The 22,655-nt window shown below is 62.9% G+C and carries 24 protein-coding genes and 1 pseudogene; 15 read left to right on the top strand and 10 right to left on the bottom strand.

Annotated features, from left to right (window positions below; all coding sequences use genetic code 11):
* The first annotated feature begins 97 nt into the window (after positions 1-97).
* From SIN08_RS02355 to SIN08_RS02345, 3 genes are all read left to right on the top strand, one after another.
* Entirely contained in the window at positions 98-643 is a 546-nt protein-coding gene (locus tag SIN08_RS02355; RefSeq protein WP_322449881.1) for a helix-turn-helix domain-containing protein, read from the top strand.
* Entirely contained in the window at positions 636-1,778 is a 1,143-nt protein-coding gene (locus SIN08_RS02350; protein WP_322449880.1) for an MFS transporter, read from the top strand. The genes SIN08_RS02355 and SIN08_RS02350 overlap by 8 nt, the downstream gene beginning before the upstream one ends.
* Before the next feature lie 313 nt (positions 1,779-2,091).
* A complete protein-coding gene (locus SIN08_RS02345) occupies positions 2,092-2,556 on the top strand; it encodes a GFA family protein (protein ID WP_322449879.1) in 465 nt (154 codons plus the stop codon).
* 277 nt (positions 2,557-2,833) lie between these two features.
* Here SIN08_RS02345 and SIN08_RS02340 read toward each other — a convergent pair whose 3' ends face one another.
* Entirely contained in the window at positions 2,834-3,541 is a 708-nt protein-coding gene (locus SIN08_RS02340; RefSeq protein WP_322449878.1) for a helix-turn-helix domain-containing protein, read from the bottom strand.
* A gap of 71 nt (positions 3,542-3,612) precedes the next feature.
* Between SIN08_RS02340 and SIN08_RS02335 the strand changes: the two genes are divergently transcribed.
* Positions 3,613-3,828, top strand: coding sequence for a hypothetical protein (locus tag SIN08_RS02335; protein ID WP_322449877.1), 216 nt, complete (start codon positions 3,613-3,615; stop codon positions 3,826-3,828).
* Positions 3,829-4,127: 299 nt separating this feature from the next.
* On the opposite strand, the gene SIN08_RS02330 is transcribed toward SIN08_RS02335, so the two are convergent.
* Together SIN08_RS02330 and SIN08_RS02325 are read right to left on the bottom strand one after the other, a co-directional pair.
* Positions 4,128-5,036 (bottom strand): N-formylglutamate amidohydrolase, encoded by a 909-nt coding sequence (locus tag SIN08_RS02330; RefSeq protein ID WP_322449876.1) that lies wholly within the window; start codon positions 5,034-5,036, stop codon positions 4,128-4,130.
* Between the two features lie 8 nt (positions 5,037-5,044).
* Positions 5,045-5,719, bottom strand: coding sequence for a DUF1028 domain-containing protein (locus SIN08_RS02325; protein WP_322449875.1), 675 nt, complete (start codon positions 5,717-5,719; stop codon positions 5,045-5,047).
* Between the two features lie 468 nt (positions 5,720-6,187).
* On the opposite strand from SIN08_RS02325, the gene SIN08_RS02320 reads away from it, so the two are divergent.
* Together SIN08_RS02320 and SIN08_RS02315 are read left to right on the top strand one after the other, a co-directional pair.
* Positions 6,188-6,613 carry an FAD-dependent oxidoreductase gene (locus SIN08_RS02320; protein WP_322449874.1) on the top strand — a complete coding sequence of 142 codons (426 nt, stop codon included), beginning with the start codon at positions 6,188-6,190 and terminating at the stop codon, positions 6,611-6,613.
* Positions 6,576-7,451 carry an FAD-dependent monooxygenase gene (locus tag SIN08_RS02315; protein ID WP_322449899.1) on the top strand — a complete coding sequence of 292 codons (876 nt, stop codon included), beginning with the start codon at positions 6,576-6,578 and terminating at the stop codon, positions 7,449-7,451. The genes SIN08_RS02320 and SIN08_RS02315 overlap by 38 nt, the downstream gene beginning before the upstream one ends.
* A gap of 500 nt (positions 7,452-7,951) precedes the next feature.
* Here SIN08_RS02315 and SIN08_RS02310 read toward each other — a convergent pair whose 3' ends face one another.
* From SIN08_RS02310 to SIN08_RS02295, 4 genes are all read right to left on the bottom strand, one after another.
* Positions 7,952-8,689, bottom strand: coding sequence for a FadR/GntR family transcriptional regulator (locus SIN08_RS02310; protein WP_322449873.1), 738 nt, complete (start codon positions 8,687-8,689; stop codon positions 7,952-7,954).
* 83 nt (positions 8,690-8,772) lie between these two features.
* The gene (locus tag SIN08_RS02305; RefSeq protein ID WP_322449872.1) at positions 8,773-9,771 is read right to left on the bottom strand and encodes a Gfo/Idh/MocA family oxidoreductase; all 999 of its coding nucleotides are present in this window, start codon (positions 9,769-9,771) and stop codon (positions 8,773-8,775) included.
* Positions 9,768-10,553 (bottom strand): creatininase family protein, encoded by a 786-nt coding sequence (locus SIN08_RS02300; protein WP_322449871.1) that lies wholly within the window; start codon positions 10,551-10,553, stop codon positions 9,768-9,770. The genes SIN08_RS02305 and SIN08_RS02300 overlap by 4 nt, the downstream gene beginning before the upstream one ends.
* Before the next feature lie 11 nt (positions 10,554-10,564).
* Positions 10,565-12,016, bottom strand: coding sequence for an aldehyde dehydrogenase family protein (locus SIN08_RS02295; RefSeq protein WP_322449870.1), 1,452 nt, complete (start codon positions 12,014-12,016; stop codon positions 10,565-10,567).
* A gap of 144 nt (positions 12,017-12,160) precedes the next feature.
* On the opposite strand from SIN08_RS02295, the gene SIN08_RS02290 reads away from it, so the two are divergent.
* From SIN08_RS02290 to SIN08_RS02260, 7 genes are all read left to right on the top strand, one after another.
* Positions 12,161-13,441: a sugar ABC transporter substrate-binding protein gene (locus SIN08_RS02290; protein ID WP_322449869.1), complete on the top strand. Its 1,281-nt coding sequence runs from the start codon at positions 12,161-12,163 to the stop codon at positions 13,439-13,441.
* Between the two features lie 79 nt (positions 13,442-13,520).
* Positions 13,521-14,402 (top strand): sugar ABC transporter permease, encoded by an 882-nt coding sequence (locus tag SIN08_RS02285; RefSeq protein WP_322449868.1) that lies wholly within the window; start codon positions 13,521-13,523, stop codon positions 14,400-14,402.
* The gene (locus SIN08_RS02280; protein ID WP_260905113.1) at positions 14,399-15,289 is read left to right on the top strand and encodes a carbohydrate ABC transporter permease; all 891 of its coding nucleotides are present in this window, start codon (positions 14,399-14,401) and stop codon (positions 15,287-15,289) included. The genes SIN08_RS02285 and SIN08_RS02280 overlap by 4 nt, the downstream gene beginning before the upstream one ends.
* A 6-nt stretch (positions 15,290-15,295) precedes the next feature.
* The gene (locus tag SIN08_RS02275; protein WP_322449867.1) at positions 15,296-15,715 is read left to right on the top strand and encodes a RidA family protein; all 420 of its coding nucleotides are present in this window, start codon (positions 15,296-15,298) and stop codon (positions 15,713-15,715) included.
* Positions 15,716-15,723: 8 nt separating this feature from the next.
* On the top strand, positions 15,724-16,812 hold the full coding sequence (locus SIN08_RS02270) for a sn-glycerol-3-phosphate ABC transporter ATP-binding protein UgpC (protein ID WP_322449898.1): 1,089 nt from the start codon (positions 15,724-15,726) through the stop codon (positions 16,810-16,812).
* Between the two features lie 311 nt (positions 16,813-17,123).
* The gene (locus SIN08_RS02265; RefSeq protein ID WP_322449866.1) at positions 17,124-17,306 is read left to right on the top strand and encodes a hypothetical protein; all 183 of its coding nucleotides are present in this window, start codon (positions 17,124-17,126) and stop codon (positions 17,304-17,306) included.
* 197 nt (positions 17,307-17,503) lie between these two features.
* Entirely contained in the window at positions 17,504-17,713 is a 210-nt protein-coding gene (locus SIN08_RS02260; protein ID WP_322449865.1) for a hypothetical protein, read from the top strand.
* A gap of 573 nt (positions 17,714-18,286) precedes the next feature.
* Here the strand turns inward: SIN08_RS02260 and SIN08_RS02255 are convergent.
* Positions 18,287-19,312, bottom strand: coding sequence for a GlxA family transcriptional regulator (locus SIN08_RS02255; protein ID WP_322449864.1), 1,026 nt, complete (start codon positions 19,310-19,312; stop codon positions 18,287-18,289).
* 93 nt (positions 19,313-19,405) lie between these two features.
* Between SIN08_RS02255 and SIN08_RS02250 the strand changes: the two genes are divergently transcribed.
* Positions 19,406-20,215 carry an alpha/beta fold hydrolase gene (locus tag SIN08_RS02250; RefSeq protein WP_416207996.1) on the top strand — a complete coding sequence of 270 codons (810 nt, stop codon included), beginning with the start codon at positions 19,406-19,408 and terminating at the stop codon, positions 20,213-20,215.
* Positions 20,216-20,370: 155 nt separating this feature from the next.
* Positions 20,371-21,208 (top strand): annotated as a pseudogene (locus SIN08_RS02245) (alpha/beta fold hydrolase).
* 290 nt (positions 21,209-21,498) lie between these two features.
* Here the strand turns inward: SIN08_RS02245 and SIN08_RS02240 are convergent.
* Positions 21,499-22,278 (bottom strand): SDR family oxidoreductase, encoded by a 780-nt coding sequence (locus SIN08_RS02240; protein WP_322449863.1) that lies wholly within the window; start codon positions 22,276-22,278, stop codon positions 21,499-21,501.
* Complete coding sequence (locus SIN08_RS02235) at positions 22,275-22,604, bottom strand: nuclear transport factor 2 family protein (protein WP_322449862.1); 330 nt, start codon at positions 22,602-22,604, stop codon at positions 22,275-22,277. The genes SIN08_RS02240 and SIN08_RS02235 overlap by 4 nt, the downstream gene beginning before the upstream one ends.
* Between the last annotated feature and the right edge of the window lie 51 nt (positions 22,605-22,655).

Here is a 22,655-nt window from a genome sequence, read left to right as displayed (position 1 = left end):
TGCCGCAGCGATGATCGGCTCGGCCATTACCGTGAGAGCAGCCGTGCGCCTCTTCGATCGTGCTTGACATGTAAAACGATCGTTTTACATGTGTGCCATGACCGATCACGCTGCCATCATCGCATCCGCCGAGGCCTTGCTCGACAGGGAGGGCTTCTCCGCCACCGGCATGGACCGGCTCACCAGGGCCGCCGGCGTCTCCAGCCGCACGCTCTACAAACATGTCGGCGGCCGTGCCGCGCTGATCGTCGGTACACTCGACGCTCGGAGCGAGCGCTTCCTTGCCGCCATGCCGTGCGATGGGGTGGACGGCCTGTTCCGCGCCCTCGGCGAATGGGTCGAGGCCCAGGGCGCCCATGGATGCTTCTTCCTCCGGGCGCTGGGCGAGGCCGGCGCGGGAGATCCGGCGATCGGCGATCGGGTCGCCGCCCACAAGGAGGCCATGGCGGCTCTGATCGCCAACTGCGTCGCCGCCGATCTCGGTGAAGCAGATATAGTGCTCGCCGACCAGATCCTCATGCTTTTCGAGGGCGCGACCCACGCCGCCGTCTATCGCGGAACGAACGCCGTGGAGGCTGCCCGCCAGGCGGCCACAACCCTCGTAGAAGCGGCACGACATTCGGCGGAACGGACCGATGGATAGGCGCGCTTTTGGGCTGACAGCGAGCGGCTTCGGCCTGATTGCCGTGTGCTACGGTCTCGCGCGTTTCGCCTTCGGCCTGTTTCTGCCGGCAATCGCGGTCGATCTCTCCCTGTCTGCCTCCTTCAGCGGCCTGATTTCCGGTGGCTCCTTTTTCGGCTATTGCCTGGCCATTGTTGTCTCGGCGGCACTGACCGAACGCTTCGGCCCGCGCTTCGTCGCCGGGCTCGCCGGTTGTGTGGCGACCATCGGCATTCTCGGCATCGCCTCGGCGCCGGGTGGCGTAACGCTTGCGGCGGCTGTCCTCTTCGCGGGCATGAGCACCGGGCTGGCCTCGCCACCGCTGGCTGCGGCGGTTTCTCAGCGCGTCGTCACCAATCTTCAAGACCGGGCGAACACACTGATCAATGCCGGGGCAAGCGGCGGCGTCGCCCTCTCTGCCCCGGCCGCGCTCATCCTCGGTAGCGACTGGCGGCTCGCTTTCGCGATTTTCGTCGGCGTTGCTCTTATCGAAACCGTGATCATCATCCTGATAACACCACGGGCCGCAACAGGCTCGGGTGACCATCCTCGCGGATTGCCGGCCCTAAACGACGACGTAAAGCGTCTCTTCGCGGCAGCCTTTCTCATGGGCGCGGCGAGTACGGCGGTCTGGTCCTTTGGCGGGGAGCTGACACGCCGGTCGCTCGGCTGGTCGAGCGCCGAGATTGGCACGCTCTGGCTCGCGATCGGTCTTGTCGGCCTGACGGGTGGCGCCTGCGGGCACTTCATCCAGCGTTTTGGCCTCAACCGGGTCCAGGGCTCGTTCCTGCTTGTTCTGGCGGCCGCCACCATACTCGTCGCGATGGCGCAGAACACGGTGATGGCGCTCGTAGGCGGTGGTCTCTTCGGTGTGGCTTATATGGCGTTGACCGGCGTCTACCTCGTCTGGGGCATTCGTGCCATGCAGGAGCGTCCCGCAACCGGGATCACCATCGGCTTTCTGGCCATCGCAGCTGGCCAAGTCGCTGGTGCGCCAATCTTCGGTCTTCTTCTCGATACGGCAAACGCACCGATCGCTGGCATCGCTTTCGCGCTAGTTGCGCTTTCAGCCTGTGCTCTCCCACGTCACCTCGGGACCGCACGGCCAGCCAGCTGATATCAAGACCCACCGAACGAGAGCGAGACCGAGCGCATGTGCAAAGCGGCCTCAATGCATAAGCGTCTAGCCGGTAAATCGAAACTTGTCCTGCTGGCGACGCTAAGCCTCTCGGTCTTTCCTGCCCGATACCGGGCTTCAAGTGCGGCAGCTATGAAGACTTTCTGCCCGAAACCTGTCCGACCGCCTCCCACCCTTTGCGGACCACTGACCTCTCAAAATCTGGACCCACGCCGAATTCCGATGCGTCATCGTCGCTTTGACCGCCCTCAGTGCCTTAACTAAACTTTCGCCGCAAAGTTGGGAGGAGAATATGCCCCGGACCTTTCAAGGCGGCTGTTCCTGCGGAGCGGTGCGCTACCGGCTGAATTCCGAACCGATGTTCGTGCATTGCTGCCATTGCCGCGTCTGTCAACGCCAGACCGGCAGTGCCTTCGTCATCAACGCGCTGATCGAGACCGACCGGATCACGCTCTCGTCGGGCGTACCGGAACCGGTGGCAATGGGGACCGACAGCGGCCGCCCACACGACATTTATCGCTGCCCGTCCTGCATGGTTGCGCTATGGAGCGATTACGGCCGCCGTGCGATGCGTTTTGTGCGGGTCGGCACACTCGACGACCCCACAGGGATTGAGCCAGACGTTCATATCTTCACCCGCTCGAAACTTCCTTGGATTCGGCTGCCGGATAGCGCTCGCGCTTTCGAGGTCTATTACGACACGAAGAAAGAGTGGCCAGCCGAAAGCCTTGAACGTCGCCGCGCAATCCTGGGATGAGGAAATGTCATTCGTTAGCGGCCATGGCGGAGCTTGCCCGACCGGAGGTCAATTTCCGGCTAATTCCTGTCGAATATTCTGAACGGGGGATTGCTGGCATGCTCCCCGGAACATGGTGAACTTATCTCTGAGGCAGATGTCCGATTGGTCCGCGTAGCCGTCCGGCTGCTACTCGACGAAAAGGGGCCGTTTTCTGCCTGTCCGGTTCTGGCCGAAAGACTGAGTAAGCCGCCGTTCGGCAGACGCTGGAGCGGATGTCACCAGCTCTGGTGTCAAATCAAGTGTGCCAACAATCGGCGGCCAGCAATAGCTCGACCAGGTCGTGGTAACGTTGGCCGTCGAGGCCGCTGAGTTCTTTAATGCGGCCGATGCGCGAGTAGACTGTGTTCGGATGTACGCCGAGCCGGCGTCCGGCTTCTTGCACGTTCAGATCGGCATCGGCGAGCGCCCGCAATGTGCGGACAAGCGAGCCTTTGGCCTTCGCATCCGCATTGAGGAACGATGAGGTCCACGGCGGAGCTACGGACCGGACATATTCACCTCCACGATGCAGCATCAGACTCCTTAAATCGAGTTCGGCGAATTGCACGACCCGATTGATGACGCTCGTAAAGTCGAGCGCGATCGTCGCCTCCTGCAACGCCCTGGGGAGGAAAGACGTAGACGGTTTGTCGGTGCTCATGCCGATAAGAACCGCCGGCCCAAGGCTGAGCAAGAGCGGATGTAGGCGTGTGGCGAGATTTGCTTGCGGGGCGGTCCAGCCCGATTGGCGCCTGACATCCGAGAACACAGCCGTGACCATGCTGTTGCGGATGCCGACCAACATCCGGATAGGCGTGGTTGCGATCGCGGCAGATATCGCATTCGCAATGCGCTGTGCTCGCTCCGGAAGCTCCATCTCGCTCGGATTGATCGAGGCCTCAAGATCGAACGGAAATGAAGGAGTGAGACAATGGCAAAGTACTTGTTTGTGTATCTTGCACACGGCGCCAAGCCGCCCACGGATCCCGCTGAGCAGAAGAATGCGATGGACGCTTGGGCGCCTGATTCGGCTCGATGGGAGCGGCCGTCATCGACGGCGGCAACCCGGTCGGGAAGTCGAGCACGGTCAAGTCCGACGGTTCGCTGGCCGAGGGCGGCGGCGCGAATCCCGTTGCCGGCTACAGCCTCATCGAGGCCTCGAGCCTCGAGGACGCGCACAAGAAGGCGAAGGGCTGCCCAATGCTGGCGCATGGCGGCACGATCGAGATCGCTCAGACATTGGACATGTGACCTGCAGCCCGGGAAACCTCAAAGGAGGGGGTGCAAGCAGCGCCCCTTTTCTCTTTCGGGTAAATGGGTTGTGGTTAGCGGGGCGCTTCCTGACCTAACAAACTGCCGCGGAGAACGTCCTTTTGGAGCGGCCGCGGCACGGCCGGCTGTGGCCGGACATGGGCGCATTGCTGCTCGGCGGCCCAGGGGCCGTTTGTTGCCTGTCCGGTTCTGCCGCCAGGAAAGCCGTCCGGTCGCCCACGCCAAGCGCCTCGGCGAAAAGCGGCAAGTGGTCGGTGGGCCGGGCGCTGAGCGACCGCCTAGAAGGCCGGGTCGCTGGGCGCGGCATCGCGCGCATAGCGGCAGATGCGCTCGGCGAGACGCCCGAGACTGGTGCGTAGCGCCGGGAAGCCGTCGTTCTTCTCCAGTGTGTTTGGGTTCATATAGAGGTCGCGGTTGATTTCGATCTGCAGGCTGTGCCGCCCTTCCGTCGGTCGGCCATGCCGCGAGACCAGTTCCGCGCCCTTGTAGGGATCGTTAATGGCGACGCTATAGTCCATGTCCTTGAGCACGGATGCCACGAAGGCTGTGAACTCGGGCGCGCAAGAGGTGCCGTCACGGTCGCCGAGAACGAAGGCGGGCCGCGGCTGGCCGGGGTCCGGCGACAAAGCATTTCCGAAGGCGGTCATCGAGTGGCAATTGACGTGCCATGCCGTGCCCCAGCATCGGTGCGCCTCGTCGAGCGCGGCATCCAGCACCTCGTGATAGGGCCGCCAGCACAGATCGATGCGGCGCTGCACCTCCGCGATACTGAGAAGCCGATCATAAATCGGTACTTTGTCTCCGATTTCGCGGAAGATCAGGCCGACTCCGCGCTTGGTATGATCGCTCGGGCTCACCGGACCCGGCCAGGGCTCTTCGAGCAGTTCCTCGTCGAGATCGACGAGCGTCCTATTGGGATCGATGTAGGTCCGGGCAAAACGGGCGATGACGAGCACCGCTCCATGTCGCGGCGCGTCGGCGACGAGTTCGTCGACGAAGCGATCCTCGCCGCCCTGGAGGAGGTGGAGCGGCACGGCCGGCCGGAAATCCGGCGGATAGACCGCGCCGCTATGGGGGGAATCAAAGACCACCGGCGTGCTTGATCCTGCAGGGTCGTGTCGCCGCACGGTCATCTCCTGCAGTGTTTCCCTGGCAGAAGGGCCCAACTCGCGATGCGTCCTGCTCATCTTCGTTCTTAGGCAATGTCTTCACCATGCTCGCCGGCGGGGTTGGCACGGGTCGGCATCTTTCGGATCTGTGGAAGAAGGTCCCGGCTGAATACATCGTGCAGGCGCTTCAGCTCCTCCACCGGCCGCTCGTGCTCGTCCACCCGGATATCCCAGAGCGGGTATTCCTCCGTGTCGACGACGTAAACCGTCGCCGAGCGCTCGCCCTTGGTGTCGCCGCCCGCTTGATCGCCGGCTGTCAGCGCCTCGACCAAGCGCTTGTCGAGCGGACTGTCGGCCATTTGCTTGAATGTCTCCGCCGCGGCGCGCAGAACATGCGGGCCGGCTAAGCGGTTGCCCTGCACGGTGAACCCGTCATCTAAGTGATGACCCGCCCAGTCGGGGCACCCGGAGCCCGTCCAGGCGGCCCTGCCACCCGATACGTCGACGATGGCGAACTGGCGCAGGTCGGCTCGGGGGTCAAGGTTTTTCAGGCGCTCCACGACTTCGTCAGCGGAAAGCCCTTGCCGCAAGAGATCAAGGCCGTCTATCCCGATATAGGGATTGAGCCGTGCCTGCGTGGCGATGGCGCCCACGCGGGTGAAAGCATGCGTCAGCAACTTGCCGACAGCAGGCATCGCAGTGGCCGCAGCGACCCCGAACTGGCCGGTCCTTGCGCATTTGGCGACGATCGAGAAGGTCATCGATCAGGCTTTGCTTTTTTTCGCATGGTGGAGGGCAACGTCACCCGCGCGAACCGGTTCCGCCGCCGCAGGGATCGGCTCATAGTGGCCGCCCCCATATGACGCCATACCAGAACCGACCCTCGCATCTCCCGAAAGGACAGTAGTGGTCCGGCCATGGCGTGTCCTACCGGTTAGATCGAGTAATGTGCAGTTTTGCGGCGGTGGGCAACCATCTTCCTTCTCCGGATGCGATGCGCCAGCGCTCGTTGTATTAATGCTGCCCCTTACCGGCTTCTGTCAGACTAGACCGGCAATTTGGCAGGTGCGCGGGAGGTCCGTAGGGCGAGCTTGGGACGCAACCGGGTGGATCAATCCCGCCCTGTTCGGGGGTTGGAGTAAAGTTACCTGAACTGGGATCGTGTCGAGAGTGATGAGCGCGCCAGAACCTTTTACGAAGACTGCAGTTGCTATCGTCGGCGCCGGCCGGTGGGACTGTCGCTGGCGCTCGGTCTTGCCCACCATGGCGTGCGGTCGGTCCTGATCGAGCGCAAGGAGCGGACGAGCGAACGGTCCAAGGCGCCTGCCATTCAGCAGCGGACGCGCGAGGTGTTTCGGCAATGGGATATCGAGGATCGTTTCCTTGCGGCCGGCACGTTGCGGTCAGTCGTGACTCTTCACTCGTCAACCTCGGCACACCGTCCGCTGGCCACGCTCGACTTCTCCGAACTGGCCAACGAGGCTGATCATCCCGGCTTGCTGTTGCTGGAGCAAGCCGAAACAGAAAGCCTTCTGCTGGAGGTCGTGCGCGAGACTGGCTGTGCGATATCCACTTCACCGCTGAGGCAGTCGGCCTGGAGCAGGGTGCGCGACGCGGCTGAGATACCGCCAGAACGGGTCGGAACAGGCGCTTGAGGCGGACTTCGTCGTCGGCTGCGACGGTGCGGGTAGCTTCGTCCGCGAAGCGCTCGGCTTTCCCTTCGAAGGCTTCACATACTCAATCAGGCCAATTCTTGCCGATGTGCGGATCGGCGACGGGCGGGACGAGCTTGAATGGCCGCGCGTCTGGAACGGGAGAGATGGACCGTCGGTAGCCATTCGCCTCAAGGACGGGCTCTGGCGGATCATCCGTCTGGAGCGCGGCGACCCGACAAAGGACGACGACGTGCCGGAAGAGGAGATCGGCGATCGCGTGGCGGAAACCCTCGGCGATGGTCCGTTTGCAATCGAATGGGCGAACCGCTTCCGCATTCACCTGCGCTCGGCGCCGCGGTTCCGGTCTGGCCGCGTGCTGCTTGCCGGCGATGCCGCCCACGTACACAGCCCTGTCGGTGGACTTGGAATGAATGCCGGCATCCAGGACGCCCACAATCTCGCCTGGAAGCTGGCAACCGCGCTTCAAAGGGGCGATGTGGATCGTCTCCTCGACTCCTACGATGTCGAGCGCCGCGCCGTGGTGGTGGAGGATGTCTCTACCTATACGGATGTGCTAACCCGCCTTTTCCTGCAGGTGCCCTCAACAGTGCGTGCCGCTGCGTTCCTTTTTCTGCGCCTCTGGCTGTCCTTTTCGGGCCCGCGCAAGCTGATGATCAGGCGGGCAACGATGATCGGCCTTGGCTATGAGGAGTCGCCGTTGCTTGTTCGGCAAGACCGCGCGGCCGGCGTCCGCCTGCCCAACCCGATACTGCGATGCCCTGAGGGAAACAGAACTCGTCTCTACGATCTGCTGCCGAACGCGCCGGTCGTTCTCTAGGTTGCGGAGAGCCGGAATGCCGCCGCCGAATTGCCTGTAGATCACATGATTCGCATCGGCCCGGGTGGCTTCGAAGACGGGTCGGGGTTACTGCGAGAGCTGCTCGGCGGCGGGAATGGTTCGATACTCGTCCGACCCGACCTCTACGTAGCCTGGGCGCGCAACCGTCGATATCAGCAAGGGCTTTTCGAGGTGGCGGCATGATGGGCAAAGATAGTCCAAATATGCTCTCAATAGTTCGTCCCAGAGTGCGGCTTAGTTTGCCCACTCCCTACCGCTCAGCGTGCCATCGTGACTGCCGAATCCGAGATGAGAGTTGGAAGGCGCTGACGCCGGGGCGCGGAAGTCAACCACGCGATCCGATGCCGGCGCATTTTGCTCGACGCTGATGCTCTATTGATGAGTGACCCCTCTTGACCGCATCGACAATGCAACTGACGCCGCAGCCATAATCGGTCAGTCGTTCATCATACCGGATGCTTCTGCGAAGCGAACAACCCTCACTGCCAGATGTTGATCGTGGCCAGTGTCCGCATCAAGTGATCGGAGAGAAGGCTCTCGGCAAGTTTCGCGTCTCGCTCGGCGATTGCCTCGACAATCGCCGAAAGGTCCTTGTGTGTCTGCGTGCGCACCGGCTGCGGCGCAGGTTTTTCGGTTTCCCTGCCGTCGAAGGCAACGGCCCGCCGGTCGGCCAGGATGCTCTCCATGATCTGCATGAGAAACCGGTTTTTGGTCGCCGCGAACATCTGTTCGTGGAGCGCATAGATGCTTTCCTTGAAGTCGGCCCAGGTCGGCGCATCGAGGACGTTTTCGAGCATCTGCCGCATGGCCGCTACATCGCCTTCATCGGCACGGCTGACCACCAAATGCATCATGGCGGGCTCGAAAAGGAGCCGCCCCTCGACGATTTCCACGAAGGAGGGTACGGCGTCATGCGTGCCAGCGTCGGTCTGGTCCATGCGCTCGAAGACCTGGTCGGCATCTTCGGTAAGGAAGGTCCCTGCCCCGACGCGGCGGCGCACCAGCCCTTCGCGCTCCATGATCGAAAGCGCGCTGCGCACGGCGGTGCGGCTCGTCCTCAACTGGCTCGCCAGCTCGCGCTCGTTGGGCAGCTTGGAGCCTGGTATCATGATGCCATCGCGGATCGCCCGCAGAAGCGCGCGATAAACGAGCGAAGGCGTAGCCCTCTCCTGTGAGGTCACGACATTGAGTTCGATGGGGCGGGCGCTGGTGTCCATTTTCTCTTCTGAACGAGTCGAATGCGCTTGAGAAACCCTGTCTTATGCGTGAAGTCAACCATTCTGGTTCAATCCGGATCGTTCTACCTCTGGACCGTCACTGGTTCCCCGCTCGCCGCTGAATGCGCAAGCGCATCCAGCACCGGGATCGTGTCGAAGGCTTCCTGCCATGGCTGGAGATAGGGCGTTCCGTCGCGGGTCGCGGTGACGAAATGGTCGATTTCATCGGCAAGGTCGCCGGTGATCCGGCCGTTGATCTCCGGCCACAGATGTGTGTCCCCGCCAATCGTGCCGGCGTCAGAAACGGCATAAAAGCCCTGGTCGGTAACATCGAGATAGGTGGCGGCCCTGGTGCCGACGACTTCCAGGGCGGCGCGGAACCCGTTCATCAGCCCATCCGGCCAGGCCCAACTGTAATCGATGCTGCCGATAGCGCCGTTCTCGAAATTGACGACGGCGTAAAGCGCATCCTCATTTCCGGTACCCAGCACCTCGCGCTTCTGGGCATAGACCCGCGAGATCCGCGAGCGGGCGATCCACTGCATGGCGTCGATGTCGTGAACGCCCATGTAGAAGAGAATGGAACTCGCCGGCCCCAGCCGCCGGGCCGTGGAGCGGATGCCGTTGCGCTTGGCGCGCAGATGGATCACCTCACCCAGGCGTTCAGGCGCGGCCGCCTCGTGAACCTGCACGTAGCGCGGGTCGAAACGCAATATGTGCCCGACCATCAGCTTGGCGCCGCTCTCTTCGACCGCCGCCGCGATCCTGCCGGCGGTGGCCGTATCATGGGCCATGGGCTTTTCCAGTAGGATCGCCTTGCCTGCACGGACCGCGGCGACTGCCGCCTCCTCGTGCAGGCGGTCCGGCAGGCAGATGCTCACCGCCTCGATATCGGCACGCGCCAGAAGTTCCGTGAATTCCGCATGGGCCTCAGCGCCGGTGGCGCTTGCCACTGCCGCGGCTGCGTCCGGGTTCTTGTCGCAGACAGCAACGAGCTTCGCCGCCGGGTGCCGGGCATAAAGGCGTGCGTGCCGCGCCCCGAAATAGCCAAGCCCGATGACGCCGACCCCAAGCTCATTCATCTCTGCCGCCCCTCTCCGATCGGCCATTGCGCGAAATCCTGCAGGAATTGCACCAGCGTCTCGGTGCAGGCGGAGAAGAACCGTTCCCCCTGTTCGGCGCTGGCGAGCGACGGGTCGCCCAGCGTGCCAGTGGGCGAGAGGTCGGCGAAATCGAGATAGGTGCTGACCCGGCTTCCTTCCACGAGATCTGTGGAGAGATAGGGCGTTCCGCTCTCCGGATAGATCGAAGCGGCCTCGTCGATGCGCACGAGGCTCGGCTTCAGATGCTGCATCATCGCAGTCTCGAACTCGCCGGCATGGCCCGTGCCTCCCTTACGTGACTTGCGCAGGGAGGCGATCTCGGCGGCGGCCAGCTTGAAGTAGGTGAAGCCGGCGATGCGCGCCTTCCCATAGTGCTCATGCCCGAGGGACGTGGCCATCATGTCGATGAGATTGGCGTTGCCGCCATGGCCGTTGACGAGGACGATGCGACGAAAGCCGTGCTTCACGACGCTTCCCACGATGTCCGCGCCGAGCGCCATCAGCGTTTCCTCCCTGAGCGTAATGCTGCCGGCAAACTGCATATGGTGCGGGGAATAGCCGTACCAGGGTGGCGGCAGCACGAGAACATGCGGCGCCAGCCGCTCGGCGGCGGCAAGGCACAGGCCCTCGGAGAGCATCGTATCCGTACCGAGCGGCATGTGATTGCCGTGCTGCTCCACCGACCCGATCGGCAGGACAAGCACAGTTCTCTCCCGGTCGAGCGCGTCGATTTGGGGTGAGGTCATCTCCTCGAAGCGCACCTGCGGCCCTCCTATCCGATGGTGAAGGTTGCGGTCCTCAGGTCGGACATGGCTTCCAGCGAATAGCGTCCACCGATGCGGCCAACCCCGCTTTCCTTACCGGATGCGCCACCGAAGGGAATATGCAGCTCCCAGTAATTGCTGGTGTCGTTGACATTCACGATCCCCGCCTGCACCTCTTCGACGAAGCGGAACGCGCGGTCTATGTCGCGCGTAAAGACGGAGGCGACGAGCCCGAATCGGTTGTCGTGGGCCGCGGCGAGCGCTTCCTCATCGCTCTCCACCCGGATGAGCGGTGCGACAGGACCGAACGTTTCCTCTTGGTTCAGGAGGCTGTCGCGGCCAACATTGCCGAGCACCGTGGGCTGGAAATAGAGGTCGCTTGGCAAGCCCTGGGCGGGGCGGCCGCCTGCCAATGCCTGCGCCCCCCGCTTCAGCGCATCGTCGACATGCTCGGCCACCTTTGCCGCGACGGCCGGGTTGTTGAGCGGGCCCATGGTCACATTCTCCCGGCGAGGATCGCCGAGCACGACCTTTCCCGCTTCCTCCACCATGCGTTCGGCGAAGGCGTCATAAATGGCGGTGTGAACGAGGACGCGCTCGGAGGAGGAGCATACCTGGCCGGCATTCACGAAGCAGCCGGAGGCGGTCGCGCGCACGGCCTTGTCGAGATCGGCATCGTCGAGCACGATCACCGGGCCGTTGCCGCCCAGTTCCAGAAGCTGCGCCTTGCCTGCGGCGCGCGCGGCGATCTTCCGGCCGGTAGGCACGCTGCCGGTGAAGCCTACAGCATCGGTGCCCGGGTTGGAGACGATCTCGTCGCCCACTTCCGGGCCGGCACCCGTGACGAGGTTGAGAATGCCGGCGGGCGGATCGGCCTCGGCGATCACCTCCGTCAGGGCGGCTGCAATCAGGGCGGTGGTGGGCGCTGGATTCCAGATGATGGTATTGCCCGCCGCGAGGCCGGGCGCCAGATACTCCACGGGAATGTTGACCGGAAAATTCCAGGGCGTGATGACGGCATAGACGCCGCGCGGACGATAGAAGGTAATCACCCTCTTCGAGGGGTCCTCGGTCGGGATGGTGCGTCCTTCGAGATATTTGACCAGGTCGGCTGCGAGGTTGAATCCATCGGCCGCCTTGCCGATTTCGAAGCGCGCTTCGGCGATGGGCTTGCCCTGCTCCAGCGTCAGCAAGGCTGCAAGCGGCTCGGCTCTCTTCTCGATGCGATCTGCCATGCGGCGCAGGAGCGCCGCGCGGTACCAAAGCGATGTGCGCCCCCACGCGGCTTGCGCGTTTCGCGCTGCCGCGATCGCCTGCCGCGCCGTCTCGCGGCTGCTCCACGCCATGCGCCCAATCGGCCTGCGGTCGATGGGGCTTAGCGCTTCCTTGGTGGCGCCCGACGCTTCGCCCTGCCACTGCCCGGCGATGAAGTCCGTCCTGCCGTCGAATGTGAAATTCATGGCGCACTCAAAGCTCGCAGTAAAGGTTGCAATTGATTTGGAATGGTCTCTATAGTGCAGCCAATGGGTAAAGTGTCAATGATCTTTGGCCGCGATCGCGGCCGGCACGCCATGCCCAGTGGGGTGAGCCAAGGGAGGAATAGAATGTCACTGAAGAAGCTTCCCGCAGCGGCCATGCTGGCGGGCGCGACCCTCGCGGCCCAGCCCTCCTCCGCGCAGGATATCACGTTGGAATTCGTCGTCTGGAATTATGCGCTGGACACGATCCAGGACAATGTCCGCCGCTTCGAGGAGGCCAATCCGGGCATCAAGGTCAACGTTACCGACTATACCTGGCCCGACTATCAGGACAGCCTAGTGCTGCGCTTCCGTGGCGGCACGCAGACAGACGTGCTCTATGGCGGTCAGGATTGGTTGCCGGCCTGGGCCTCGGCCGGATGGATCGCGCCGCTCGACAAGATCGTGCCGGAAGCCATGATCGACACGCTGAGTGGCGAGATGGCCGGTTTCGCCCTCTCCGATGTCACTTATGAGGACCAGGTCTACGGTCTGCCCTACTACGCCGACACGATCTCCTTCCTCTACAATTCCGAGATCCTCGAGGAGCACAGCATCGAGGTGCCGGAGACCTGGGAGGACGTGACGGCGGCGGCCGAGAAGCTCAAGGCGGCCGGCATGGATCGCCCCATCGTCTACGAATACAATCAGGAACTGCCCAACTTCTTCGATGCATTCGTGGCGCAGGTCTATGGGCGCGGCGGCGATCTCTTCGATGAGGATCTGAACGCGGTGTTCAACCAACCGGACAATGCCGCCTACCAGCACCTCGAATGGCTGCGCGATGCCTTCGAGAAGGAGTTGGTGCAGCCGGAGAACCACGAATCCAACATCATCACGACGATGAATACCGGCCAGCATGCCTTCACCATCGTCTACAATTACGTGCTGGCGGCCATGAACAACAAGGCGGAGCAACCGCTTGCCGGCCAGTTCTCGCTGGCCCCGATGCCGGGCGAGGCACACTCGACGCTGGGCTTCGCCAAGTTCTACGCCGTCACGGCCACGACGGCCGACGATCCCGAAAGGGCAGAGGCTGCCTGGAAGTTCGTCGAGTTCATGGCAGGCCAGCCCTACGATGTCGCCAAGCGCTGGGCAGTCGAGCACGGGCTGGGCTTCGGACAACTGCCGCTCCTGGAGGACCAAGAGGTCAGAGAAGCGTGGGGCGAGTGGGTCGACATGGACGTGCTTTCCAATCAGATAGAGAACGCACGAGCCGGCACCTGGACCGAGTGGACGGCCGTCTGGTCGGCCTTTTTCCGGCCGCTGCTGGCGAGCGCCATGGTGGGCGAGATCAGCGTCGAGCAAGCCATGAACGACGGCGCCGAGCGCTGGAACACGCTGCGCGAGCAGTTTGCCAACCGCTAGCGGTTAGCTCACGGGCGGCTTGTTCACAGGCCGCCCTCCATACACGCTCAACCTCCACTTCCAGGATGCCATCTCGCCGATGTGGGCCATCAAACGTTATCCGCTGCTCTGGCTGCTGCCCGCGCTCCTGCCGGTCGCGGCCTTCATCGTCTACCCGGTGGCTTTCGCGTTCTGGACCAGCCTGCATCAGGTGATGCTCCTGTTTCCGGGCGAGCCTTTCGTCGGCTTCGACAACTACGCCCGGGTGCTCGCCTCCAGCTACTTCAGGACCGCATTTCTCAATTCCGTCGTCTTCATGCTCCTGGCCGCGCCCCTTGTGGTGATCCTGGGGGTCTCTGCGGCCTTGTTCCTGCAGCGGCGCTTCGCCGGCTCGATGTTGGTCCGCTCCGTCGTGTTGCTGCCATGGGTGCTGCCGGGCGCGATCAGTGCGGTCCTTTGGATCTGGGTTTTCCACCCCAGCTTCGGCATCATAAACGGCGTACTTCTGGGGGTCGGCGCCGTGGATGGGCCGATCCAATGGCTGAACACGCCGCGGCTGGCCTTCGCCTGTGTCCTGGTCGCCCATGTCTGGACGCAAATTCCCTTCGCGGTGGTGCTCACCATGGCCGCACTTTCCGCCATAAATTCCGAGACGTTGGAGGCGGCAACGATCGACTGCCGCAACGGCTGGAAGCGCTTCTGGTATGTCGTCTTCCCGGAGGTCAAGGCGATGATCGTCGTGCTTCTGATCTATAACGCCCTCATCGCCTTCACCACTTACGATCTCGTCTATGCGATGACCGGCGGCGGGCCGGGCACGGCCACGACGCTGCTCGCCTTCCAGATCTGGCGCGAGAGCTTCGCGATGTATGATTTCGGCGCGGGTTCGGCGCTCGCCTTCGTCATGGTGGCCGTGGCGGCCCTGCTGATCGTCCTCATCACCCGCGCCCTGCCGTCGGATCTGTTCGGGGAGCGTCCATGATGGCCGGCCGCGGCAACCGCCTTTCCACCTTCCTCATCGCCACGCTGATCCTGATGTTCACGGGCGGGCCAGTGCTTCTGGCGCTCTATGGGAGCCTTGTTCCCGACCGGGTCCTGCTCAGCCGGGAGACTTCCGTTTTCGACTACGGGCTTTCGCTCGAGAGCTATCGTTATGTCTTCTTCGGCGAGCTGCCGCCCTCCTATCTGGTGGAGGGCGCCAACCGGTCGATGATCTCTGATGCCGCCCGGCAGGTGCCGCAGAGCCTGTGGAACAGCGCGCGCATCGCGCTTTCGGCCATGGCGCTCAACATCCTGCTTGGCGCGCCGGCAGCCTATGTCTTCGCCCGCTACGCCTTTCCGGCCAAGAAGCTGAGCTTCATGTTCATCATCCTCTCGCCGCTGGTGCCAACGACGGCGCTCGTTGTGCCGATCTACATGCTGATGCAGTCGCTGGGGCTGATCGGCTCCATCTACGGTATCATCCTCGTGCATACCGCGCAGGCGCTACCTTTTACGGTGCTTATCTTGTCAGTTTTCTTCCGCAAGCTGCCGACGGAACTGTTCGAGGCGGCGATGCTCGACCGCTGCACCGGCTTCCAGGGCTTCATCCGCATCGCCGTGCCGCTGGCCCTGCCCTCCATAGGGGCGACGGGCCTCTTTGCCTTCATGCTCTCCTACTCTGAGTACATCTTCTCCCTGGTATTGTCCGGCGAGGCGCGATCGCGCCCCGTCTCAGTGGTCATGGCCGCGCTTGCGCGCAACACGGACGTGTCGTGGAGCCTGCTCAACACCAGCATCTTCATCGCTATCATCCCCACGCTCGTGCTTGTGGTCCTGGTCTGGCGCTTCGTCGTCGAGGGTCTGCTCTCGGGCTCGGTCAAAGGATAGGAGACAATGGAGTCAGGAAATCAGAACCGTCCCCACCCGCTCAAGCATCTGCCGGCAGGGGCTGCGCAGCACAAGACCGCCGGTCCCTACTCACCGGTTCTTGAAGTCGATGCCCGCCGGCTGGTGGTGATCTCGGGCCAGGTGGCGGTGGACAAGGACGGCCATGTGATCGGCGCGAATATAGAGGAGCAGACGCGTACTACGCTCGACAATTGCGCGCGGCAGCTGGCCACGGTCGGCTGCGGTTTGGCGGATGTGTTCAAGGCCAACATCTACCTTCTGAACCTTGCCGATTGGGATCGTTTCAACATGGTCTACGAAGCGATTCTGCCCGAACCCCGCCCCGTCAGGACGGCGGTTCAGGCGGTGCTTCTTCCAGGCTTCCTGGTGGAAATCGAGATGTGGGCCGTAAAGGCCGAGAAATAGGATCGTTCATGGCATCCGTCGAATTGAAATCGGTCAGCAAGAGCTTCGGCAATGTGAAAGCCGTACGGGACGTCTCTCTGACGATCCCGGACCGCGAGTTCGTGGTCTTCATCGGGCCCTCGGGATGCGGCAAGTCCACCCTGCTCCGGATGATCGCCGGACTGGAAGAAATAAGCGCGGGCGAGATTAGCATCGGCGGCAGGCGCGTGAATGACATACCGGCGGCCGATCGTGGCATCGCTATGGTGTTCCAGTCCTATGCACTCTATCCGCATATGACGGTGGGTGAAAACATGGGTTTCGGCCTGAAGATGTCCGGTGTGCCAAGGGAAGAGGTGAAGGCCAAGGTCGCGCAAGCAGCTTCCATATTGCAGATCGAGGAATTGCTGGGGCGCAAGCCGAGGGCGCTTTCCGGTGGCCAGCGCCAGCGTGTCGCCATCGGCCGGGCGATCACCCGCAACCCGGATGTTTTCCTGTTCGACGAGCCTTTGTCCAACCTGGATGCCGGCCTGCGCGCACAGATGCGCGTCGAACTTGCCCGCCTGCACGCCGAATTCAACGCCACCATGATCTATGTAACGCATGATCAGGTGGAGGCGATGACTCTTGCCGATCGGATCGTCGTCCTGAACAAGGGCCGCATCGAGCAGCAGGGCGCGCCCCTCGATCTTTATGAGCGCCCCGACAGCATGTTCGTGGCGAGTTTCCTCGGACAGCCCAAGATCAACTTCCTCGACGTCACAATGCAAGCGAAGCAGGGTGCGACCGTTCTCCGCCTTTCCGACGGACACGAGGTGACACTTCCAAGTGGCCTGTCCGGCAAAGTCACGCCGGACGCGGCGGCGGTGCTCGGCATACGGCCCGACGCAATAATCGTTTCAAGCAGAGCAACGGCAGGCGCCATCCCCGGCAAACTTGAACTGGTCGAGCATCTGGGAAGCGAAACGTTGATGCATATCCGCCTGCCGGAAATTTCCGAGCTGGTCACCGTCGCCGCGCCAGGAAGCAAGCGCTTCAAAAAGGGAGCAAACTGCTGGATCACCTTCGATCTGAAACGGGTTCTCTTATTCGACCACAGGGGATTACGGATTCGCTAGCCTGCTTCCAGTGACGAAGGATGAATGCGTCTGCCCTGCTGGCGCCGAGGATGCCAACCTTCAGACCGAAGGAAGCTACGCGACAGCCCGCGGATACCGTTCTCGATGACGATGGATTGCTGCGAAGCAAGGGGCAGCGAAGGTCGACTGCGGCCGCAGCGCGAGCTGGAATTGGTTGCGGACCTCCCACCACTAATCAAGGCCTAAGTCGTGGCGGTAACCGGGCAAAGGCTGAAGGCGCTGTCGTTCCGTTTTCTGGATGGTAGCGCCGTGCTCGATCTGTCCAGGACGCTTCTCGCCGGCTGTCGCCGGTGCCGAAGACGGCCTCATGGACAGACCTTGCGCGCAGCGCTCTGCCGGATGACAGGTCGGGACAGAGGGATGGTATTACCGTTCTCGGCCACGCTGCCTCCATCCAAGCAGCCATCCTGGTCGTGGAGCTGGCATGGTCCTATGTCGATCTGGACCTCGTTCAGCTTGTCGCCGCCGGCTAGGGCTCTCTACCGGCTGTGGCGGGGACACCGCCACCGCCTGCGCGTCGGCATGCGGGCCGGCCCAGGGCAGTTGACCTTCTGGTCGTTCCTCATGGCCACGAGCCATGGCGCCGGCCTCATGCTCGTACCGGTGCTGCTCTACGGCACCATGACGATCTGCGGCGTCGGCGAGGCCGGTCCGCGCCGGCGGTGTCAGCATGGTCGGCAGCTCGCTCGGTCTCGCACTCGGTGCCATCTCCGTCCATACCGCGGCGATGCTGGCCGCCACCGCGACCGTTGCGCTGCTCTTCTTCGAGTGGGTCGGCCTCGGTGCACTCCGCAGCAAATGGCTCAACATCGATCTTGTGTGGTGCGTAGCCCTCGTCGTGGCCGGTAGCATCCAGTTCGTTTCGGCAGTGGCGGCTTAGGCGTATGAGCAGAATCCGGCCTGCGATCGACCACATGGGAACGGATCCGGTCTGAACGTGCCGTCGTCCGGTGGAACATCACCCACATTCATATTGGTTGCGAGGTGATTTGAAACCTGCACGCTAATTCATTGGTCTTCGGTGATGCGAACGACGGGTGAAATTAGCCTATCTTGGCTAACCGAATGACCAAATTGGATTATCTTAGCTGGAATTGGTTGCGGGGGCCTGCAAACATCTTTACTTGCGACCGCTCTCTCCGCTTCCCCTGCTGCTCCAGATGGACACAGCGCTCCTTGGAGAATTATTTCGCACAGCAGCGTAGGAAACAGATCCAACAACAGTTTGGGGGCACGGCCGACGGAAAATTTCAGTGGCCGCAGGCAAAGGATCGTTCCCTCAGTGAGGATAGCAAGATAGCGCTGGTAGCAGAATGCCCGCCCCCGCTTGCCTAGGCGCTGATCTGGGTTGGAATCGATCACAGCGCCATCATGGCAGTGTGGCGCTATTTAACAGTCCCATCGATATTTAAATATCAAAGATGCTAAACGTAAGCGACTTTAAATAGGCTCGTCAGGCCTGAACCTCCAGATCGTTCCGGGGGTGCAGCGCAACGCCGAAGCGCCGCCGATATTCTGCCGGGGGAAGCCCCGTGATCCGGTTAAACAGCTTGCGGAAGGCGGACGGGTCGCCATAGCCGATTTCCCAAGCAATCAGTTCGATCGGCCGGCGGGTCAACTCCAGCGCCTCGCGCGCTTTCGCGATGCGGATCTGCTGGACGTATTCAGTGGGGCGGAGCCCCGTCGCGGCCTTGAAGCGGCGCAGGAAAGTCCGCTCTTCCAGACCTGCGCGATCGGCGAGCGTCGTCACCGACCATTCCGCCGTCGCATGGGTCTGAAGCCAGTGCTGTACCGAGCGGATCGCCGCGTCGCCATGGTCGAGCTTCGGGATGAAGCTGCTATAGGGCCGCTGCGCCTGCCGTGGCGGATCGATGAGCAGGAAGCGTGCGGTATGTAGCATCGCGCTCGCGCCCAGCAGCCGCTGGACCAGCGTCAGGCCGAGATCCGTCCAGGCGAGGATGCCGCCCGCGGTGATGATGTCGCCGTCGTCCACTATGATGCGGTCGGCATTCACGTTCACTTCCGGAAAACGTGAACTCAGGGCGTCGGCGAACGCCCAGTGCGTGGTGACCTCTCGTCCTTCGAACAGCCCGGTTTCCGCGAGGACGAACGCCCCGGCACAGACCGAGCATAAAATCGCACCCTTTCCGTGATGGTCCATCATCCAGTCGGCCAGCACGCGCATCGAGGGCAGGTCGTTCGGCATGACCAGACTGGGCGGAGTAATGACGTAGGTGACGCGGTGTGGCTCGCCGGGATGGCTGTCATAGATGCAGGCGACGCCATCGTCTGTCTCCTGCCAGTGGGTGACGCGGATGACCGGCGGCTCGCACTCGCCCGCCATCTGCGCTGCCGTGACAGCAAGGCGGAAAAGGTCGGTAAGCCCGTAGACCGCCGATAGCTGGCATTCGGGATAGATCACCAGCGCGACCTCCGCGACGATCCGGCTCGATGCACCGTTGTCAGTCTTGTCCCGCATTCTGTCGCTTTCCCCAAGCGTGCTGAAGCCGCCATTCCGGTAGCTTCCTTTCATCGCGGCACTTTCGCCGGATCGACGAAGAAGGAGACTATCATGAGAAGCAAGTATCGTAACGTGGCGCTCGGAGCCGCGGCAGCGCTAGCCATGACCGGCACTGCCAATGCCCAGTCTGCCACAGTGGCCGAAGACACGACCAGCGTAGTGCTGGTTCATGGCGCCTTTGCCGATGGGTCGGGGTGGCGCGGCGTTTACGACCGGCTAACCGCCAAGGGCTATCGAGCGGCTATCGTGCAGAACCCGCTGACCTCGCTCAAGGACGATGTCGATGCCACCAACCGGGTGATCGAGCGCCAGCCCGGGCGCGTCATCCTGGTTGGGCACAGCTGGGGCGGCACAGTGATCACCGAGGCCGGCAACCACCCGAAAGTGGCGGGCCTCGTCTACGTCTCGGCGCTCGCACCCGATACGGGCGAGACGACCGCCAAGCAGTACGAGGGGTTCCCCACTGCCACCGAGTTCGTAATCGACACGCAAGACGATGGCTTCGGCTTCGTGAACCCGGAAAAGTTCAAGGCTGCCTTCGCGGCCGACGCGAGCGACAGCGATGCCGCATTTCTGAGGGATTCGCAGGTGCCGATCAATATGTCGGTTTTCGCCACCCCGATCAGCGAAGCCGCTTGGCGGAGTAAGCCCAGCTGGGCTGTGATCGCCCGCGAAGACAAAGCCTTTGGTGAGGGTATGCTGCTGCACATGGCGCGGCGCATGAACGCCGACATCACCGAGGTGCCCGGAAGCCATGCGCTGTTCATAACCCAGGCGCAGGCGGTGACCGACGTGATCGACCGTGCGGCACGTGAGAGTCGCGAGCAAGCTGGCGAGTCCAACGCCGCGGGTGCCAACTGAGCAGGCGGGCCGGGCGCAACACTGGCTGAGCCCGGCCCGTCCGCATGTCGGTTTCCACCCCTATTGTGTCACTTCCACCAAGCGTGCCGCTGCCCTGCGGCAGCTAAAAACCCTCAGCAGCGGCGCTTCTGCCGCTTGAACCAAGGAGACTTATCATGGCGACGATCACCACCAAGGACAGCACCGAAATCTTCTACAAGGACTGGGGCAGCAAGGACGCGCAGCCGATCGTGTTCCACCATGGCTGGCCCCTTTCGAGCGACGACTGGGACAGCCAGATGCTCTACTTTCTCGGCCACGGCTACCGCGTTATCGCCCACGACCGGCGCGGCCATGGGCGCTCGACCCAGACCGACACCGGCAATGAAATGGATACCTATTCCGCCGATGTCGCAGAACTTGTGGCCGCGCTCAACCTCAAGAACGCAATCCACGTCGGCCATTCGACCGGCGGCGGCGAGGTTGCCCGCTATGTGGCTCGCGCCGAGCCGGGCCGAGTTGCGAAAGCCGTTCTGATAGGCGCCGTGCCGCCGGTTATGGTGAGATCGGATGCGCACCCAGAGGGCGTGCCGGTCGAGGTGTTCGACGATTTCGGCGCCCAGCTCATCGCCAACCGCCCGGAGTTCTACCGCGGCATCGCAAGCGGGCCGTTCTTCGGCTTCAACCGCGAAGGTGCGAAGGTCAGCCAGGGCTTGATCGACAACTGGTCTCGCCAAGGTCTCGCCGGTGGCGCCAAGGCGCAATACGACTGCATCACCGCCTTCTCGGAAACCGACTTCACGGAGGACCTGAGGGCGATCGACCTGCCGGTACTGGGTACTGGTGATGCACGGGACCGACGATCAGATCGTGCCGTTCGCCAACCATGCTCCGAAGGCGGTCGACCTGCTCAGGAACGGCACGCTGAAGGCCTACGAGGGCCTGCCCCACGGCATGGCCCAGACCCATCCGGAGATCATCAATCCCGATCTCCTAGCCTTCTTTCGCAGCTGAGCGAACCAAGCGGGCTGACGACCAGGCGCATGGCTCAAGCTAACGCCGGTTGCCAGCCCGCCTCTTCATGGACCAGCCGAGGGCCGTCGCCGACGTGACCGACCAAGCCGCATGGCAGGTTTCGACCAGAGGCGGGTAACACCAGCCAAGCCCTCAAGCACAACCCCGATCTCCGATGAACGCCGGCGAGCTTTGCTGTCCGCCGCGCGCTTGCTGAGCAGTGTCCAGACCTCTCTTTTGGCCTGTATCGTCCTGGCGTGGCCGGCCCGGCCCAGGACGAACATCCCGTCTCAGGCCGTGGGCACCGTGCCGCCGTCGATCACATATTCGGTGCCGGTAATGGTACCGGCTCGGTCTGACGCGAGGAAGGTAATGAGGCTCGCTACCTCTTCGGGCTTCGATGGCCGGCCGATGGGTATTCCGCCAAGCGAGTCCATGATCATCTGTTTTCCTTGTTCGAGGTCGACCCGATGCTCTGCCGCCAGTCGCCTGGCCAGGTCGACCGACGACTCGGTCTCGATCCAGCCGGGCGAAACCCGCACGACGCGCACGCCCATGGGCGAGACCTGTTTCGAAAGGCTTTTGCTATAGGTCGATAAGGCCGCTTTCGCGGCGGCGTAGGCAGTGGTCGCCTCGGGCAAAGGCAGCTGTCGCTGAATGGAGGTCACGTGGATCACGACTCCGGACCCCTGCGCTTCCATGGCGGGAACCAGCTCGCGATCTAGACGGATCGCGGGCATGAGGTTCAAGTCGAGTTCCTGTCTCCACTCCTGATCGGATAGCGCCTCATAGCCACCGCCCGGCGCCGACGATCCGCCCAGCATGTGGACGATAATGTCCACACCGCCGAGTCGCTCGCGCACGGCAGCGGCCACTCTGGCACAGCCGTCGGGGTCGGTGAGATCGGCCGCCACGAACCGCGCTTCCGGCATCTCCGACGGCCTGGAACGCGCCGTGGTCAGCACCCGCGCTCCGAGTTGCTCGAACAGGGTCACGGTGGCAGCTCCCGCGCCCCGCGTGCCGGAGGTGATGAGGGCCCGTTTTCCCTCCAGGGTCACGAACGGGATCATGGGACGATCTCCAGTTCGGCGATCTTGTCGCCCTGAAGGACGAAGAAATATCGCAAGTCCACGGGACTTCCCGGAAAATTGCCCACGAGGTGGCTGGCGACGACAATTCGTCCGCTTTCTTCCGACAGCGCAAAGGGCTCGGCGGTATAGGTATATTGCTTGGAGGCATTCGCTATCCACCGCCGGATCGCATCCCGACCGGTATGGGTATTGCCTTCATCGACGACGACCGCATCCTGCGTAAAGCATTCCGAAATCGCTTGCGCATTGCCCTTCTTGTCGGCGGAAAAATAGGCAGCGATCGCCCCGGGTAGTTCGATGGTCATGGCGTGTCTCCAGGTCTGGTCCCGCGTGCTCCGCGGGCTCGTTCAGCCCCG

It is taken from the genome of Chelativorans sp. M5D2P16 (assembly GCF_034427935.1).
GTDB lineage: Bacteria > Pseudomonadota > Alphaproteobacteria > Rhizobiales > Rhizobiaceae > Chelativorans.
Note: the sequence above shows the minus strand (reverse complement) of the source record. Positions and strands in the feature narration are given on the sequence as shown.

Coding starts and splice junctions, on each gene's coding strand:
- SIN08_RS02325 (WP_322449875.1), bottom strand. CDS start 5,719: ATGACCTTCTCGATCGTCGCCAAATGCGCAAGGACCGGCCAGTTCGGG.
- SIN08_RS02270 (WP_322449898.1), top strand. CDS start 15,724: ATGGCATCCGTCGAATTGAAATCGGTCAGCAAGAGCTTCGGCAATGTG.
- SIN08_RS02285 (WP_322449868.1), top strand. CDS start 13,521: ATGTGGGCCATCAAACGTTATCCGCTGCTCTGGCTGCTGCCCGCGCTC.
- SIN08_RS02335 (WP_322449877.1), top strand. CDS start 3,613: ATGGGAGCGGCCGTCATCGACGGCGGCAACCCGGTCGGGAAGTCGAGC.
- SIN08_RS02250 (WP_416207996.1), top strand. CDS start 19,406: ATGAGAAGCAAGTATCGTAACGTGGCGCTCGGAGCCGCGGCAGCGCTA.
- SIN08_RS02350 (WP_322449880.1), top strand. CDS start 636: ATGGATAGGCGCGCTTTTGGGCTGACAGCGAGCGGCTTCGGCCTGATT.
- SIN08_RS02260 (WP_322449865.1), top strand. CDS start 17,504: ATGGTCGGCAGCTCGCTCGGTCTCGCACTCGGTGCCATCTCCGTCCAT.
- SIN08_RS02330 (WP_322449876.1), bottom strand. CDS start 5,036: ATGAGCAGGACGCATCGCGAGTTGGGCCCTTCTGCCAGGGAAACACTG.
- SIN08_RS02305 (WP_322449872.1), bottom strand. CDS start 9,771: ATGAATGAGCTTGGGGTCGGCGTCATCGGGCTTGGCTATTTCGGGGCG.
- SIN08_RS02355 (WP_322449881.1), top strand. CDS start 98: ATGACCGATCACGCTGCCATCATCGCATCCGCCGAGGCCTTGCTCGAC.
- SIN08_RS02345 (WP_322449879.1), top strand. CDS start 2,092: ATGCCCCGGACCTTTCAAGGCGGCTGTTCCTGCGGAGCGGTGCGCTAC.
- SIN08_RS02280 (WP_260905113.1), top strand. CDS start 14,399: ATGATGGCCGGCCGCGGCAACCGCCTTTCCACCTTCCTCATCGCCACG.
- SIN08_RS02310 (WP_322449873.1), bottom strand. CDS start 8,689: ATGGACACCAGCGCCCGCCCCATCGAACTCAATGTCGTGACCTCACAG.
- SIN08_RS02235 (WP_322449862.1), bottom strand. CDS start 22,604: ATGACCATCGAACTACCCGGGGCGATCGCTGCCTATTTTTCCGCCGAC.
- SIN08_RS02240 (WP_322449863.1), bottom strand. CDS start 22,278: ATGATCCCGTTCGTGACCCTGGAGGGAAAACGGGCCCTCATCACCTCC.
- SIN08_RS02290 (WP_322449869.1), top strand. CDS start 12,161: ATGTCACTGAAGAAGCTTCCCGCAGCGGCCATGCTGGCGGGCGCGACC.
- SIN08_RS02295 (WP_322449870.1), bottom strand. CDS start 12,016: ATGAATTTCACATTCGACGGCAGGACGGACTTCATCGCCGGGCAGTGG.
- SIN08_RS02275 (WP_322449867.1), top strand. CDS start 15,296: ATGGAGTCAGGAAATCAGAACCGTCCCCACCCGCTCAAGCATCTGCCG.
- SIN08_RS02255 (WP_322449864.1), bottom strand. CDS start 19,312: ATGCGGGACAAGACTGACAACGGTGCATCGAGCCGGATCGTCGCGGAG.